Origin of the sequence: Enterococcus sp. HMSC076E04 (assembly GCF_001814285.1) — a bacterium.
Lineage (GTDB): Bacteria > Bacillota > Bacilli > Lactobacillales > Enterococcaceae > Enterococcus_B > Enterococcus_B lactis.
Window position 1 is genome coordinate 87,783 of record NZ_KV815632.1, and the last position, 16,582, is coordinate 104,364.

At 39.9% G+C, this 16,582-nt stretch carries 13 protein-coding genes; 12 read left to right on the forward strand and 1 reads right to left on the reverse strand.

The window, feature by feature from the left end; all coding sequences use genetic code 11:
- The first annotated feature begins 16 nt into the window (after positions 1 to 16).
- The 7 genes from HMPREF2961_RS13040 to rbfA all read left to right on the forward strand — a co-directional run bounded on the left by HMPREF2961_RS13040 (position 17) and on the right by rbfA (position 9,494).
- The gene (locus tag HMPREF2961_RS13040) at positions 17 to 4,369 is read left to right on the forward strand and encodes a PolC-type DNA polymerase III (protein WP_002314810.1); all 4,353 of its coding nucleotides are present in this window, start codon (positions 17 to 19) and stop codon (positions 4,367 to 4,369) included.
- Positions 4,370 to 4,512: 143 nt separating this feature from the next.
- Positions 4,513 to 4,986: a ribosome maturation factor RimP gene (gene rimP, locus HMPREF2961_RS13045; RefSeq protein WP_002308902.1), complete on the forward strand. Its 474-nt coding sequence runs from the start codon at positions 4,513 to 4,515 to the stop codon at positions 4,984 to 4,986.
- Positions 4,987 to 5,008: 22 nt separating this feature from the next.
- Entirely contained in the window at positions 5,009 to 6,184 is a 1,176-nt protein-coding gene (nusA, locus tag HMPREF2961_RS13050) for a transcription termination factor NusA (RefSeq protein ID WP_002314811.1), read from the forward strand.
- A gap of 21 nt (positions 6,185 to 6,205) precedes the next feature.
- Positions 6,206 to 6,499, forward strand: a complete 294-nt coding sequence (rnpM, locus tag HMPREF2961_RS13055) for an RNase P modulator RnpM (protein WP_002288501.1) — start codon at positions 6,206 to 6,208, stop codon at positions 6,497 to 6,499.
- Positions 6,496 to 6,807 carry a YlxQ-related RNA-binding protein gene (locus tag HMPREF2961_RS13060; protein ID WP_002314812.1) on the forward strand — a complete coding sequence of 104 codons (312 nt, stop codon included), beginning with the start codon at positions 6,496 to 6,498 and terminating at the stop codon, positions 6,805 to 6,807. Before rnpM ends, HMPREF2961_RS13060 begins: the two co-directional genes overlap by 4 nt.
- Before the next feature lie 12 nt (positions 6,808 to 6,819).
- Positions 6,820 to 9,120, forward strand: coding sequence for a translation initiation factor IF-2 (infB, locus tag HMPREF2961_RS13065; RefSeq protein WP_070704987.1), 2,301 nt, complete (start codon positions 6,820 to 6,822; stop codon positions 9,118 to 9,120).
- Between the two features lie 26 nt (positions 9,121 to 9,146).
- Complete coding sequence (gene rbfA, locus HMPREF2961_RS13070) at positions 9,147 to 9,494, forward strand: 30S ribosome-binding factor RbfA (RefSeq protein ID WP_002308906.1); 348 nt, start codon at positions 9,147 to 9,149, stop codon at positions 9,492 to 9,494.
- Positions 9,495 to 9,601: 107 nt separating this feature from the next.
- Here the strand turns inward: rbfA and HMPREF2961_RS15950 are convergent, their stop codons facing one another.
- Complete coding sequence (locus HMPREF2961_RS15950; RefSeq protein WP_002314814.1) at positions 9,602 to 9,826, reverse strand: hypothetical protein; 225 nt, start codon at positions 9,824 to 9,826, stop codon at positions 9,602 to 9,604.
- A gap of 114 nt (positions 9,827 to 9,940) precedes the next feature.
- Here HMPREF2961_RS15950 and HMPREF2961_RS13075 point away from each other — a divergent pair, with 114 nt between their 5' ends.
- From HMPREF2961_RS13075 to HMPREF2961_RS13095, 5 genes are all read left to right on the forward strand, one after another.
- Positions 9,941 to 12,304, forward strand: coding sequence for a phosphoketolase family protein (locus HMPREF2961_RS13075; RefSeq protein ID WP_070704990.1), 2,364 nt, complete (start codon positions 9,941 to 9,943; stop codon positions 12,302 to 12,304).
- Between the two features lie 367 nt (positions 12,305 to 12,671).
- Positions 12,672 to 13,595, forward strand: a complete 924-nt coding sequence (gene truB / locus HMPREF2961_RS13080; protein WP_002314816.1) for a tRNA pseudouridine(55) synthase TruB — start codon at positions 12,672 to 12,674, stop codon at positions 13,593 to 13,595.
- A gap of 3 nt (positions 13,596 to 13,598) precedes the next feature.
- Complete coding sequence (ribF, locus tag HMPREF2961_RS13085) at positions 13,599 to 14,540, forward strand: riboflavin biosynthesis protein RibF (protein WP_002314817.1); 942 nt, start codon at positions 13,599 to 13,601, stop codon at positions 14,538 to 14,540.
- A gap of 392 nt (positions 14,541 to 14,932) precedes the next feature.
- Complete coding sequence (locus HMPREF2961_RS13090) at positions 14,933 to 15,718, forward strand: glucose-1-dehydrogenase (RefSeq protein ID WP_002314819.1); 786 nt, start codon at positions 14,933 to 14,935, stop codon at positions 15,716 to 15,718.
- Between the two features lie 12 nt (positions 15,719 to 15,730).
- Positions 15,731 to 16,582, forward strand: a complete 852-nt coding sequence (locus HMPREF2961_RS13095) for a GRP family sugar transporter (protein ID WP_002288523.1) — start codon at positions 15,731 to 15,733, stop codon at positions 16,580 to 16,582.

A 16,582-nucleotide genomic window follows, 5' to 3' on the forward strand; every position in this document is an offset into this window, starting at 1 on the left:
GAAAGGGCGTATATCTTTGTCAGAAAAACGAGATTTATTTGAAAAACTGTTGGAACAAATCCAACTAGAGGAAGCAGAAAAAAATCATCCACTGCTTACTGCTGGTGAAATGGATAGTGTAGTGGTCCATCGTAAATCGCGTTTATGGGAATTTACGCTGCATTTTTCTAAAATTTTGCCTATTATGCTGTATCGGTCATTGGCTCAGCATCTGACTGTCGCTTTTAAAGAGATTGCACAAGTCAAATTGAACATCTTAGCAGATGACCAGACATTCGATGAACAGCTCTTGCAAGATTACTGGGCCCAAGCTTTGGAAAATCAGCAATGCGATACACCACTAGCACAGCAAGTATTGAAAACGCAAGTACCTGTGATAAAAGATCGTAAAGTCATCTTGCCAATCGACAGTACAGGGGCTATTTCATATTTGAAACAGCAATACTTACCGTTAGTAGAAGAGTTGTTCGTCAGTTACGGATTCCCGAAATTTCGTATCGAACCAGAAGTGGATGAGCAGCAAGCGGAACGTGTATTGAAACTTTTTGAAGAACGTAAACAAGAACAGGCAGAAGCCTTTATGAAGCAAGCAGCTGAAAGTCTAGTTGTTCATGAGCAAAAGAAAAAAGAAAGAAAAGAACAGTCACCAGCTCTTGAAGGACCCATCCAGCTAGGACGAAATATTCCAGCAGATGAGCCCACAACACCAATGATCAATATCGTCGAAGAAGAACGGCGAGTCACTCTTGAAGGGTATGTGTTCGATAAAGAAGTCAGAGAACTACGCTCAAAACGCAAGATCTTGACTTTGAAAATCACAGATTATACTTCATCATTTATCGTCAAAAAATTCTCAAATGGCGAAAAAGATGAACAGATATTTGATGCGATCAGTGTCGGCAGTTGGCTAAAGGTACGTGGAAGTATCCAAGAAGATACGTTTGTCCGTGATTTGGTCATGAATGCCCAAGATATCGTTGAAGTCAAACATACCCCTCGTAAAGATTATGCTCCTGAAGGGGAAAAACGGGTAGAACTTCATGTTCACAGCAATATGAGTACGATGGATGCAACGAATAGCATTTCTGATCTGGTGGCACAAGCAGGAAAATGGGGACACCGTGCCATCGCCATTACAGACCATGGTGGCGCACAAGCCTTTCCAGAAGCTCATAGTGCCGGGAAAAAAGCAGGCGTGAAAATCTTATACGGTGTGGAAGCGAATGTCGTAGATGATGGTGTACCTATTGCTTATAATGATGCGCATGAAGCATTGAACGAAGCCACATATGTCGTATTTGACGTGGAAACGACAGGATTGTCTGCGGTATACGATACCATTATCGAGCTCGCTGCAGTCAAAATGTACAAAGGAAATGTGATCGAAAGCTTTGATGAATTTATCGATCCAGGACATCCTTTATCCCGAACAACGGTGGATTTGACAGGTATTACAGATGAAATGGTTCGAGGATCGAAGTCAGAAGAAGAAGTCTTGCGGATGTTCCTTGAATTTTCAAAAGGTACAATTCTGGTAGCCCACAACGCGGCTTTTGATATGGGATTCTTGAATACTAGCTACGCAAGATATGGCATTCCTGAAGCAGCCAATCCAGTTATTGATACCTTAGAATTAGCCAGATATCTATATCCGCAATTCAAACGTTTCGGATTAGGTGTGTTATCCAAAAAATTTGGTGTCAGCTTGGAACAGCATCACCGAGCAATCTATGATGCTGAAGCAACAGGTCATTTAGCTTGGATCTTTGTGAAAGAGGCAATGGACAATCATCACATGCTTTATCATGATCAGCTAAATGAGCATATCGGAGAAGGAGATTCTTACAAACGAGCCCGACCTTTCCATGTAACGATTTTAGCAAAGAATCAGGCAGGACTGAAAGATTTGTTCAAACTGATTTCAATGTCGAATGTCGAATACTTCGAACGTGTCCCGCGAATACCACGCTCCCAATTGAAAAAGATGCGGGAAAATCTATTGATCGGCTCAGCTTGTGATAAGGGAGAAATCTTCGAAGCCATGATGCAAAAAGGGGTAGAAGAGGCAAGAAACAGAGCAAAATTCTACGATTATATTGAAGTTATGCCAAAAGCAGTCTATGCACCTTTGATCGAGCAAGAATTGGTAAAAAATGAACATGATTTGGAAGAAATTATCCAAAACTTAGTAGAAATCGGAAAAAGTTTGGATAAAATCGTTGTTGCAACAGGCAACGTTCATTATCTCAACGAAGAAGATGCCATTTACCGAAAAATTTTGATCAATTCTATGGGCGGAGCGAATCCGTTGAATCGTCATAGTTTGCCAGATGTCCATTTCCGAACAACCGATGAGATGCTCACCGCTTTTCACTTTTTGGGGGAAGAAACAGCAAAAGAGATCGTAGTGGATAATACGAATAAAATCGCAGATATCTGCGAAGAAGTGATTCCAGTCAAAGATGAGCTTTATACACCGAAGATTCCAGGTTCAGAAGATGAGATATCAGAATTGAGTTACACAAAAGCAAAACAAATGTACGGAGATCCGTTACCTGAAATTATTCAAAAACGATTAGAAAAAGAGTTGAATTCTATTAATGGTAATGGCTTCTCGGTTATTTATCTGATCGCCCAAAAACTTGTGCATAAAAGTAATGAAGATGGCTATCTAGTAGGTTCACGTGGCTCTGTTGGCTCTAGCTTTGTTGCAACGATGACTGGGATCACTGAAGTGAATCCTTTAGCTCCCCATTATTACTGTCCAGAGTGCCAATATTCCGAGTTCTTTGAAGATGGCACATACGGTTCTGGATTTGATATGCCAGAAAAACAATGTCCAAAATGTGGTGCACGCTTAAATAAAGATGGTCATGATATCCCATTTGAGACATTTTTAGGATTCCATGGAGACAAAGTGCCCGATATTGATTTGAACTTCTCAGGTGATTATCAAGCAGAAGCACATAACTATACGAAAGTATTGTTTGGTGAAGACTATGTTTACCGTGCCGGAACGATTGGTACAGTCGCCGATAAAACAGCATATGGGTATGTAAAAGGTTATGAAAGGGACAATAATCTGCAGTTTCGAAGTGCAGAAGTCGACAGATTGGCAAAGGGTGCAACAGGAGTCAAACGGACAACTGGTCAGCATCCTGGGGGGATCATCGTTATTCCAGATTATATGGATGTCTACGATTTTACGCCGATCCAATATCCAGCAGACGATCAAAATTCGGAATGGAAAACGACCCATTTTGATTTCCACTCAATTCACGATAATGTATTGAAATTGGATATTCTAGGACACGATGACCCAACTGTTATACGGATGCTTCAAGATTTATCAGGGATTGATCCACAAACGATTCCCACAGATGACCCGGAAGTGATGCGGATATTTGCTGGCCCTGAAGTACTAGGGGTAACCCAGGAACAGATTTATTCTAAAACAGGAACATTAGGTATTCCAGAATTCGGCACTCGTTTTGTTCGAGGAATGTTAGAAGAAACACATCCTACAACTTTTGCAGAACTACTTCAAATATCCGGACTATCTCATGGTACAGATGTATGGTTAGGAAATGCCGAAGAATTGATTCGACGTGGGGATGCGACATTGGCGGAAGTAATCGGCTGTCGTGATGATATCATGGTTTATTTGATTCATGCTGGATTAGACAGCGGGATGGCATTTAAGATCATGGAAACTGTTCGTAAAGGACAATGGAACAAGATTCCTGATGAATTGAGAGAAACCTATCTATCCGCGATGAAAGAAAATAATGTGCCTGATTGGTATATCGACTCTTGTTCGAAGATCAAGTATATGTTTCCGAAAGCCCATGCTGCAGCTTATGTATTGATGGCTCTTCGTGTTGCTTATTTCAAAGTATATTTCCCTATTTTGTATTACTGTGCATACTTTTCTGTACGTGCAGATGATTTTGATCTAGTCTCCATGTGCAAAGGAAAAGATGCTGTGAAGCAAGCAATGAAAGAAATCACGGACAAAGGGCTAGATGCTTCCGTAAAAGAAAAAAATCAGCTGACCGTGCTAGAGTTAGCCAATGAAATGTTAGAACGAGGATACAAATTTGGGATGATCGATCTGTACAAATCGGATGCAGTTAATTTTGTTATCGAAGGAGATACGTTGATTGCGCCATTTAGAGCTGTCCCTAGTTTGGGAACCAATGTAGCAAAACAAATCGTTGAGGCAAGAAAAGATGGTCCATTTTTATCTAAAGAAGATCTTGCTACTCGCGGGAAAGTTTCAAAAACATTGATCGAATATATGAACGATAATGGTGTATTGAAGGATTTACCAGACGAAAACCAATTATCGTTATTCGATATGTTATAAGCATCTGTTATCTTGTCTGCTTGTAATTTTAAGCAGAGTATGGTATAGTTTTTATAGGTAATGATACTAACTGTGAGTGAGCGGATTTTTCGCTCACTCTTTTTAATGGAATTACGCACTTAATTTTTAAGGAGGCGAAACTTTTGAGTAGCGTCGTTGAAACAGTCACGGAAATGGTGACACCGATTTTAGATGAACAACATTTTGAACTTGTCGAAGTCGAATTTGTAAAAGAAGGAAAAAGCTGGTTCTTACGAGTATTTATTGACAAAGAAGGCGGAATCGATATCGAAGAATGTGCCTTTGTCAGTGAGAAACTGAGCGAAAAACTTGATGCAGCAGATCCAGATCCGATTCCTCAAGCTTATTTCCTGGAGGTATCCTCCCCTGGAGCAGAGCGGCCATTGAAAAAAGAAAGCGACTATGAAAAGGCACTTGGCGATTATGTCCATGTATCCTTATACCAACCAGTAGATGGCGAAAAACAATACGAAGGATTTCTTCAATCATTTGATGCTGAACAGCTTACATTGAAAATACGCATAAAAACACGAGAAAAAGAATTGACTTTTGACCGAAAAAATATTGCAAAAGCTCGCTTAGCTATCCAATTTTAATCACGGAGAGGAATCAGAAAAAATGAGTAAAGAAATGTTAAATGCGTTAGACGCTTTAGAAGCTGAAAAAGGGATCTCAAAAGAAATCGTGATCGATGCTTTAGAAGCAGCATTGGTTTCTGCATACAAACGCCACTATGGCCAAGCACAAAATGTCGAAGTGGAATTTGATCAGATAAAAGGAAAGATCCATGTCTATGCAGTAAAAGAAGTAACGGAAGAAGTGATGGATTCACAGTTGGAAGTCTCATTGAAAGATGCACTTTTGATTAATCCAGCATATGAGATCGGTGATACGATCCGTTTTGAAGTCACACCAAAAGATTTTGGGCGGATCGCTGCGCAAACAGCTAAACAAGTTATCTTGCAGCGTGTACGTGAAGCAGAAAGAACGATCATTTATAACGAATTCAGTGCTTATGAAAAAGACATCATGCAAGGAATCGTTGAACGTCAGGATAAACGTTATATTTATGTCAACCTTGGCAAAATAGAAGCAGTTCTTTCTAAACAAGATCAAATGCCAAACGAATTTTACCAACCTCACGATCGTATCAAAGTCTATGTTTCTCGAGTAGAAAATACGTCTAAAGGTCCGCAAGTATTTGTTAGCCGCAGCCATCCGGATCTATTGCGTCGCTTATTTGAGCAAGAAGTCCCAGAAGTTTATGATGGAATCGTTGAAATCGTCAGCATTGCTCGTGAAGCCGGCGATCGATCAAAAGTAGCTGTCCGTTCAAACGATCAGAACATTGACGCAGTCGGTACATGTGTTGGACCAAAAGGACAACGTGTCCAAGCAATCGTCAATGAATTAAAAGGTGAAAACATGGATATCGTTGAATGGAATGAAGATCCAGCTGTATTCATTGCAAATGCATTGAATCCTGCACAAGTCATGGATGTGATTTTTGATGAAACCAATCCTAAAGCTTGCACAGTTGTCGTTCCAGACTATCAATTATCGTTAGCAATCGGTAAACGTGGACAAAACGCACGTTTAGCTGCTAAATTGACTAACCATAAAATCGATATCAAATCAGAATCTGATATGGCGGAATTTTATGAAAAACAAGAACAACAAAACGAAACAGAAGAATTGCATGACGAAGCAATCGTTCAGTCAGATTTGACAGACGATGAGTATGAAGCAATTGCGTTCAATAATGAAACGGTCGAAGAAAAACCAGAAGCTTAACTTTAGTAAGGAGGCAAAGAGATGAAACAAAGGAAAATTCCTTTACGCAAATCTGTGGTTTCAGGTGAAATGAAACCTAAAAAAGAGATGGTCCGAATCACCCGTTCAAAAGAAGGGGAAGTATCGATCGATCCAACTGGAAAAATGCCTGGACGAGGAGCGTATGTCTCACTTGAGCCGGAAGAAGTACAACAAGCTTGGGATAAAAAAATTCTCGATCGAGTACTCGAAACAACTTTAACAGATGAGTTTTATCAAGAACTACTTGACTATGTCACTCACCAAAAAGCACGTAAAGAGTTATTTGGAAAATGAACACAGTCAATCGGCAAAAAGCCATGAATCTCATGGGTCTGGCGATGCGCGCGGGAAAACTGATCACGGGCGAAGAACTGACCATTGCTGAAATCCGCAAACAAAAAGCAAAATTGGTGTTTGTGGCAACAGATGCAAGTGAGAATACAAGAAAAAAGATAAAAGATAAGAGTTCATACTATGAAGTTCCTTGCTTTGAGCTATTTTCTGAAGCAGAAATCACGCAGATGATCGGAAAACCTCGCAAGGTATTCGGAATAATGGATGCCGGATTTGCGAAGAAGACCAAGGAGCTAATTGAAGGTTAGGAAGGTGATTGCATGGGCAATAAAAGAATCTATGAATTAGCAAAAGAACTCAAAAAATCTAGTAAAGATGTCGTGGAAAAAGCACAACAACTTGGCATCGATGTGAAAAACCATATGGGTGCGATTACTAGCAGTGATGAGAAGAAATTGCAACAAGCGTTCAAAAACCCAAGCACGAAACAACAAGCTGCACAACAAGCAAGCAGAAAACCAGCCAATCAACAGCCGAACGATCAACGTAAAAAAGAAGCAATAAATAATCAACAAAAAAATAAAAATAACCGCAGTTATCAAGATCGCGGTCAAGGGAGCGGTCAAGTGAATCAAGGAAAAAAACCAACAACAAACCAAAATAATACGGGGAATACTAGCAGTCAAAATCGTCCAGGAACGAGCCAAGGCGGCAATCAAAACCGTACCAACAACAAACCAAACAATAACAATCGCGGCAAATTTAATAATAACAACCGTAATCGTTATAATAAAAAGGGTAAAAAAGGCAAACAGCAACAATCAACTAAGCCAGCTGTACCACCACGCAAATTCCGTGAATTGCCAGATGTATTAGAGTATACTGAAGGCATGAACGTAGCAGACATCGCGAAAAAAATTCATCGTGAGCCAGCAGAAATCATTAAAAAATTATTTATGCTTGGCGTCATGGTCAATCAAAACCAAGCACTGGATAAAGATACGATTGAACTGTTAGCCACGGACTATGGTATGGAACCACAAGAAAAAGTCCAAGTTGATATTGCAGATATCGATAAATTCTTCGAGTCAGAAGAAGTTGATCCAGACAAATTAGTCTCACGTCCGCCAGTAGTAACGATTATGGGACACGTAGACCACGGGAAAACAACCTTATTGGATACATTGCGCCATTCACGTGTAACAAGCGGCGAAGCCGGCGGAATCACACAGCATATCGGTGCCTATCAGATTGATATTGATGGCAAACCAATCACTTTCTTGGATACACCAGGACATGCGGCCTTTACAAGTATGCGTGCACGTGGAGCAAGTATCACAGATATCACGATTTTAGTTGTCGCTGCAGATGACGGTGTCATGCCGCAAACCGTTGAAGCAATCAACCATGCCAAAGCAGCAGGCGTTCCAATTATCGTCGCTGTAAACAAAATTGATAAACCAGGTGCAAACCCTCAACATGTTATGCAAGAATTAAGTGAGTATGAGTTAATTCCTGAAGCATGGGGTGGCGAAACGATCTTTGTTGAGATCTCAGCGAAATTCGGCCAAAACATCGAAGAATTGCTGGAAATGATCCTGTTAGTCGCAGAAGTAGAAGATTTAAAAGCAGATCCAACACAACGCGCAATCGGAACAGTGATCGAAGCACGTCTTGATAAAGGTAAAGGTCCTGTGTCAACCTTACTTGTCCAAGAAGGAACACTTCATGTGGGTGACCCAATCGTTGTCGGTAATACTTACGGACGTGTCCGTGTAATGACAAACGATCTTGGCCGTCGCGATAAAGAAGCAGGACCTGCAACGCCAGTAGAAATCACTGGCTTGAATGATGTACCTCAAGCAGGTGACCGTTTCGTAGTCTTCGAAGACGAAAAGACAGCACGTGCAGCGGGTGAAGAACGCGCAAAACGTGCATTATTGGAAAACCGTGCTGCAAGCAGCCGTGTAACCTTGGACAACTTGTTTGAAAGCTTGAAAGAAGGCGAGTTGAAAGAAGTTAACGTCATTATCAAAGCCGACGTTCAAGGTTCAGCAGAAGCATTAGCTGCCTCGCTGAAAAAAATCGAAGTTGAAGGCGTACGTGTGAAAATCGTCCATTCAGCGGTAGGTGCAATCAATGAAAGTGACGTAACACTTGCAGCAGCAAGTAATGCAATCATCATTGGATTTAACGTCCGTCCTACACCTCAAGCAAAAGCGCAAGCAGAAGCTGAAGAAGTAGACATTCGTTTACACCGTATCATTTACAAAGCTATTGATGAAATCGAAACAGCGATGAAAGGAATGCTAGATCCTGAATTTGAAGAAAAAATCACTGGTCAAATGATTGTACGTGAAACATTCAAAGTATCCAAAGTCGGCACGATCGCTGGTGCTTATGTAACAGAAGGCTATATCCGCAGAGACAGCGGTGTCCGTGTGATTCGTGACGGTATCGTTATCTACGAAGGCCAATTGGCAAGTTTGAAACGTTTCAAAGATGACGTAAAAGAAGTCAAAATGGGCTATGAATGCGGTGCTATGATTGAAAAATTCAATGACATCAAAGTAGATGACGTAATTGAAGGATTTATCATGGAAGAAGTCAAAAATGACTAAAAACTGATAAAAGGAGGCCAATCATTATGGCTAACTATCGTGACCGCCGAGTCGGTCAAGAAATCTTAAAAGAAGTCAATGCGATCCTACGTAAAAAAGTAAGAGATCCTCGTGTGCAAGATGTAACGATCACTGATGTACACGTAACAGGCGATCTTCAACAAGCAACAATCTATTACAGCATCCTTTCTGATTTAGCATCTGAAAAGAAAAAAGCACAAGAAGGATTGGATAAAGCATCAGGATTGATTCGTCGAGAGCTAGGGCACAATCTAAGTATTTACAAAACACCTGAGTTGTCCTTTGAATTAGATGAATCAGTTGTCTATGGCAACCATATCGATGAATTACTTCGTGACTTGAACAAAGACTAATCAAAAAATCCTGCAAATCCTGTGAAATCAGGGGTTGCGGGATTTTTTTGTTTTCATTAAGACGTATTACTTAAGAGTTCCATGACTTTAGTCTTGCGGCGTGTCAGTTAACCAAAAAAGAGAAAAAGAAAAGTAAAAAATTCGACTTTCTTTTTTCTATAGTATATAAATTTTTGCATATAGATAAAGATCAAGATACCGATGACGGAAGCTAGATTGTAATCCATTGTAGTGACAGTCAGGTTATATAGCCAAGTAACTAGAAGATCAGTGGAACCTGCACCATAAAAGTTTGAATTTGTCGGTCTGCCACCAGTTAAAAGAAAAATCACGTTGGAGTTATTGACAAGATATAAAATCCAAGCAAATGAACAGAAGTGCTTATTAGGTTTCAATTAGGAGTATCTGCGCTAGAATAAGAGTAATAATGAAAAGGAGTGTTACGTATGGATTATTCTAGTAAAGAATACTTTGATAAAATGACGGCTTGGTGGCGTGCTGCCAATTATCTTTCTGTCGGGCAAATTTATCTTAAAGATAATCCCTTACTGAGACGTACATTGAAACCAGAAGATGTCAAAAAACATCCAATCGGTCATTGGGGAACGATTCCTGGCCAAAATTTTATTTATGTCCATTTGAACCGAGTCATCAATAAATATGATTTGAACATGTTTTATATCGAAGGGCCAGGACACGGCGGACAAGTCATGGTATCGAATGCTTATTTAGATGGAAGTTACACAGAGATCTATCCAGAAGTAACGGAAGATGAGACAGGAATGCAAAAATTATTCAAGCGATTTTCATTTCCTGGAGGCATTGCTTCTCATGCAGCACCAGAAACACCAGGTTCTATCCATGAAGGGGGAGAGCTTGGATACTCTCTTTCACATGGAGTCGGAGCTGTATTAGACAATCCTGAAGTAATCTCTGCTGTCGTGATTGGTGATGGTGAAGCAGAAACCGGTCCTTTAGCTGGAAGCTGGTTCTCAAATGTCTTTATCAATCCGGTGATAGATGGAGCTGTTTTACCAATCCTTCATTTAAATGGTGCTAAAATAGCCAACCCAACGATCTTGGCACGTAAATCAGATGAAGAATTAGCAAATTACTTTAACGGACTTGGCTGGGAACCTTTCTTTATTGAAGGAAATGATCCAGAAAAATTAAATCCTGTTATGGCTGAAAAAATGGATCAAGCAATCGAGAAAATCAAATCCATCCAAAAAGAAGCTCGCCTGAAGACAGCGACAGACGTCGTGATGCCAAAATGGCCAGTATTGATCGTACGCACACCAAAAGGATGGACCGGTCCAGAAGAATGGGACGGGGAGCCAATTGAAGGAACCTTCCGAGCACACCAAGTACCGATTCCTGTAGATCAAGAACATATGGATCATGCAGATGCTTTACTCCGTTGGTTGAAATCCTATGAACCAGAAAAATTATTTGATGCACAAGGACGTATTTTAGAAGAAATCAGAGAAATTGCGCCCACTGGTGACCAAAGAATGGCAAAAAATTCTATCACCAATGGCGGAATCGATCCAAAACCGCTTATTATGCCAGATTGGAAAAAATATACTTTGCAATTTGAACAACCGGGCTCCGTTAAAGCAGAAGATATGACCGAACTTGGTAAATTCGTTCGCGAGATCATTGAGAAAAATCCAGAAAATTTCCGTATATTTGGTCCAGATGAAACAAAATCGAACCGATTGAATCAAGTTTTCAAAACGACAAATCGCCAATGGATGGAAAAAATCGAACCAGAAAATGATGAATGGCTTTCGCCATCTGGTCGCGTCATCGACAGTCAATTATCGGAACACCAAGATGAAGGGTTCTTAGAAGGGTACGTTCTGACTGGACGGCATGGTTTTTTTGCAAGTTACGAATCATTCTTGCGAGTGGTTGAATCTATGTTGACTCAGCACTTCAAATGGATGCGGAAATCACATGACCTTTCTTGGCGAAATGATTATCCTTCGCTGAATCTCATTGCAAGCTCAACAGTCTTCCAGCAAGATCACAATGGATATAGCCACCAAGATCCAGGAATATTGACACATTTGGCAGAAAAGAAGGCGGAGTTCATCCGTGAATATCTGCCTGCGGATGCAAATACATTGCTCGCAGTCATGGATAAAGCATTCCGCTCGTCAGAAAAAATCAATTTGATCATCTCTTCCAAACATCCGCGTGCTCAATTTTACTCAGCAGAAGAAGCAGCCGTCTTAGTGAATGAAGGCTTGAAAATCATTGATTGGGCTTCGACAGCAAAAGAGGAGGAACCTGAATTGGTCATTGCTGCTGCAGGAACGGAATCTAACTTAGAAGCATTAGCAGCTGTGACTTTGCTGCTGGAAGAATTCCCAAAACTAAAAATCCGGTTCATCAATGTTGTAGATTTATTGAAATTACGTCATCCAAGTCAAGATCCGCGTGGGTTGAGCGATGAAGAATTTGACCAATATTTTACAAAAGACAAACCGATCTTATTTGCTTTCCACGGTTATGAAACATTGGTCCGCACGATTTTCTTTGATCGTCATAACCATCATTTAATGATTCATGGCTACAAAGAAAACGGAGATATCACGACACCATTTGACATGCGTGTGGTAAATGAACTTGACCGTTATCATTTGGCAAAAGATGCAGCTTTAAAAATCAAAGGAAGTCAAGCAGAAGATTTTGCAAAAAAAATGGATCAGAAATTACAAGAACATCAAAACTATATTCGTGAAAATGGTATTGATCTGCCAGAAGTATTGGATTGGAAATGGAAAAATCTTGACCAATAAAGTGATAAAATCAACCCCGAAAAACAGATTTTTTTACATTGATCAAGAAACTGAAAAAATAAATAAAAAAAACGGAAAAAAGACTGGAAGAATGACCAGTCTTTTTTTCGTTTTTGGGAAGTGAGAACCAATCTATTTACCTGTAAGCCACCCATAAATCCAATCAAATGGTGCAAAGAAAAAATCTTCCATTCTATTCCCTCCTTTAAAAAAAGCATAACATGGTTTCTATTTACATGAGCATGAATTTTGTTACGTTTTTATTGCCGAAAAATAAAAACCGTTCATTATGATGTCAAATTCGTCAGTAATAGATGCAATGTGTTATAATAATTCAGTTAAATCAAAAATGAAATGGAGAAAAGACATGGACGGGTTATTACCTTTATGGAAAGAACGCGGAATGACAAGTCATGATTGCGTATTCAAATTAAGAAAAATCTTACATACGAAAAAAATCGGACATGGGGGTACGCTTGACCCGGATGTAGACGGTGTATTGCCTATTTGTATCGGAAAAGCCACAAAAGTTATCGAATATTTGACTGATTCTGGGAAAATCTATGTGGGCGAGATGACTCTAGGTTTCAGTACAACGACGGAAGATCGATCCGGAGAACGAGTAGAAACAAAACCAGTGGATATGTCTTTATCTGAAGAAAAAATAGATGAAGTGATGGCTTCATTTATTGGTGAGATCACCCAGATACCGCCAATGTACTCAGCGGTAAAAGTAAACGGTAAACGGTTATATGAATATGCACGGAATAATGAACCAGTGGAGCGGCCTGTTAGAAAGGCTCAAATTTACCGTTTTATCCGAACAAGTGAACTGACAAGAGACGAAGTGGCAGGAACCATTTCTTGGCGTTTCGAAGTAGAATGCGGGAAAGGAACCTATGTCCGTACATTAGCTGTGGATACAGGAAAGAAACTTGGTTACCCTGCACACATGTCTGATCTCACTCGAACAGCAAGTGCCGGTATGACCCAAAAAGAAGCGTTAACATTAGAAGAAGTAGCTCAAGCTGTAGAAAACGGTACAATCGATGAGTATTTGCTGCCAATTGAAAAAGGAGTGGAACGATTCAAACGAGTAGATATTACTGATGAGGTATGGCAGAAAGTAAAAAACGGTATGAGACTTTATTATACTGTATTTGCGCTCCCAGAAATGCCTTCAGAGGAAATTGCCTTGTTTTATAAAGAAAAAGTCGTAAGTATCTACCAGCCAAACCCGAAAGAAAAAAATAAACTAAAACCTAGTAAAGTATTGAGAAATGAGGAATAACGAATGAATATCATCAAGATCAGACATCCTTACCAACCAGAACAAATTCCAGAAGACGATGTCGTTTTAGTACTGGGATTTTTCGACGGCGTGCATATCGGACACCAGAAAGTCATAAAGACAGGTATGGAAATTGCACAAAAAGAAGGATTGAAATTAGCATTGATGACTTTCAATCAACATCCATCGATTGTTTTTAAGAAGATCGATCCTAGCAGTGTGAAGTATTTGACTAGCCTGAAGCAAAAAGAAGAAAAAATGGCAGCTTTGGGTATCGATTATTTATATGAAGTCGATTTTACTTCTTCTTTTGCTCATTTAGCGCCACAAGAGTTTGTTGATCAATATATCGTAGGATTACATGCGAAATATGCTGTTTCCGGTTTTGATTACACCTATGGACCAAAAGACATTGCAGATGTCGCTCATTTTCCTGAATATGCTAAGGGAAGATTCAAAATCGTCACAGTCTCTAAAGAAGAAGAACAAGGCGAAAAAATCAGCTCTACACGTATTCGAGGATTGCTAGACAGCGGTCAAGTAAAAGAAGCGGCAAAACTATTAGGTTGCATATACGAGGTGGAAGGGGTAGTTGTTCATGGCGATGCACGAGGCAGATTATTAGGATTCCCTACAGCAAATGTCAAAGTAAAGAGCACAGTCCATTTACCTAAAGAAGGTGTTTATGTATCGGAAATAAAAATTGGGGAAACTTGGTATCCAGCCATGGGTTCAATTGGACATAACGATACATTCGGTGAAGGACGGGAGCTGACTGTAGAGCTGTATATTTTGGACTTTAATCAAGATATCTATGGCGAGCACGTCAAAGTCCGTTGGAATCAATTTTTAAGAGATCAAGTGAAATTTTCAAGTGCAGAGGAATTGATCGAACAACTCAAGGAGGATGAACAAGCAACAGCTGAATATTTTTCTCAGCAATAAAATAATGTCCGTGAGAGCTAATCTTTATGCATAACTAGCAATTACAACGAAATGGTTGATAAATAAGTGCATGAAAGGGCTGTGGCAAAAGTCTTGTCATAGCCCTTTTTCCGAATAAACGATGTTCCAGAAGTAGCTTCTTCGGAAATAAGCCGAAATTTCACAAAAATTTGAGAAGCAATTTTCGTAAATTCCTTCTTATTTCTTGAAGCTGACCACTTCTGTCACAACCTCTTTCTTTATAAAAATAGAAGGATGCTGCCAATTGATGAAAACGATTACTAGAGCGTATCATTTGCTTTAGACTATATATATTGGTGTACACTCACTTTAAGGCGGAAATAAAAGTTATCCGTAATAACAGGTTTAGGTATAAAAAAGGAGTGGGTACTATGTATAAGGAATTAGAAAACAAAGTCGCAGTAGTAACTGGCGGCTCAAAAGGGATTGGAACAGCGATTGCTCAACGATTCGGGAAAGAAAAAATGAATGTAGTCGTCAACTATAATTCGGATAAAGAAGGGGCAGAAAAAGCAGTCAAAGCAATCGAAGAAGCAGGCGGAAAAGCAGTCTCTGTACAAGCAGATGTCAGTTCTGAAGAAGGAATACAGCGTTTACTTGATACGGCTTTAGAAAATTTTGGGACACTGAACATTTGGGTTAATAATGCTGGGATGGAAAATCAGCATCCGACCCATGAACTTAGCCTTGAAGATTGGGAAAGAGTATTAAAAGTCAATTTGACTGGCGTTTTTATCGGAACGAAAGCAGCTTTGAATTATTTTACAGAGAATGATAAAAAAGGAAATATCATCAATATGTCTTCTGTTCATGAACAAATCCCATGGCCAACATTTGCTCATTACGCTGCTTCAAAAGGCGGAGTAAAATTATTTACCGAAACGGTAGCAATGGAGTACGCACCTAAGGGAATCAGAATCAATAGTATAGGACCTGGCGCTATCCGTACACCTATTAATGCGGCAAAATTTGATGATCCTGAACAAAAAGAACTCTTGGAAAGTATGATCCCACTAGGACGCGTAGGTGAACCAAAAGAAATAGCAGCGGCAGCTGCATGGTTGGCTTCAGACGAATCCAGTTATGTTACAGGTATTACACTATTTGCAGATGGTGGGATGACTTTATATCCTTCTTTCCAAGGTGGAAAAGGATAAGGGTGAATAAAAATGGGTTTATTGATTGCATTGATCCCGGCAGTTGGGTGGGGGATCCAGCCACTGATTTTGAAAAAGATTGGCGGCAGACCAACAAATGAGATATTAGGAACTGGTATTGGAGCGGTGCTCGTTGGCTTACTCGTTCAATTATTCGCTTCTCCAGCTGGTATTTCAGTGACTACATTTTTGATTAGTTTACTTTCTGGTGCATTTTGGGTTATTGGACAAACAGGACAGTATACATCTTTCAACTTGATTGGTGTTTCTAAAACGATGCCTATCTCGACTGCATTACAGTTAGTCGGAACCTCGTTGATTGGTGTCTTCGCTTTTGGAGAATGGTCTGGAAGTATGGGGAAAATCATTGGTGCAGCAGCGATCATTCTTCTTGTATTTGGTTCTGCTTTAACGGCAATCAGTGATGATCCTGGAAAAAAAGGCGGTATCACAAAAGGAATCAGTCTATTAGCATCAACAAGTATTGGTTATTGGGTTTACAGTGCATTGCCCAAACTAGTTGATGCAAGCGGACTTTCCATTTTCTTTCCGCAAATGATCGGTGTCTTTTTAGGGGCAGTTATTTATGTGATTTTCCGAAAACCAACTGCATTTTCTGAAGATAAGAGTTGGAAAGCAACAATAGTTGGAGCCATCTTCAGTGTGTCAGCGTTGGCTTATATTTTTTCAGCGAATGAAAATGGGGTTGCTACTGCATATATCATTACACAGCTAAACGTAGTTATCTCTACATTAGGCGGTATGTACATCCTGCATGAAAATAAGACACCAAAAGAAAAAAAATTAACGATTATCGGCTTGTTGCTGATCGTAGTAGGAAGTATGGTCACGGTCTTTATTTGA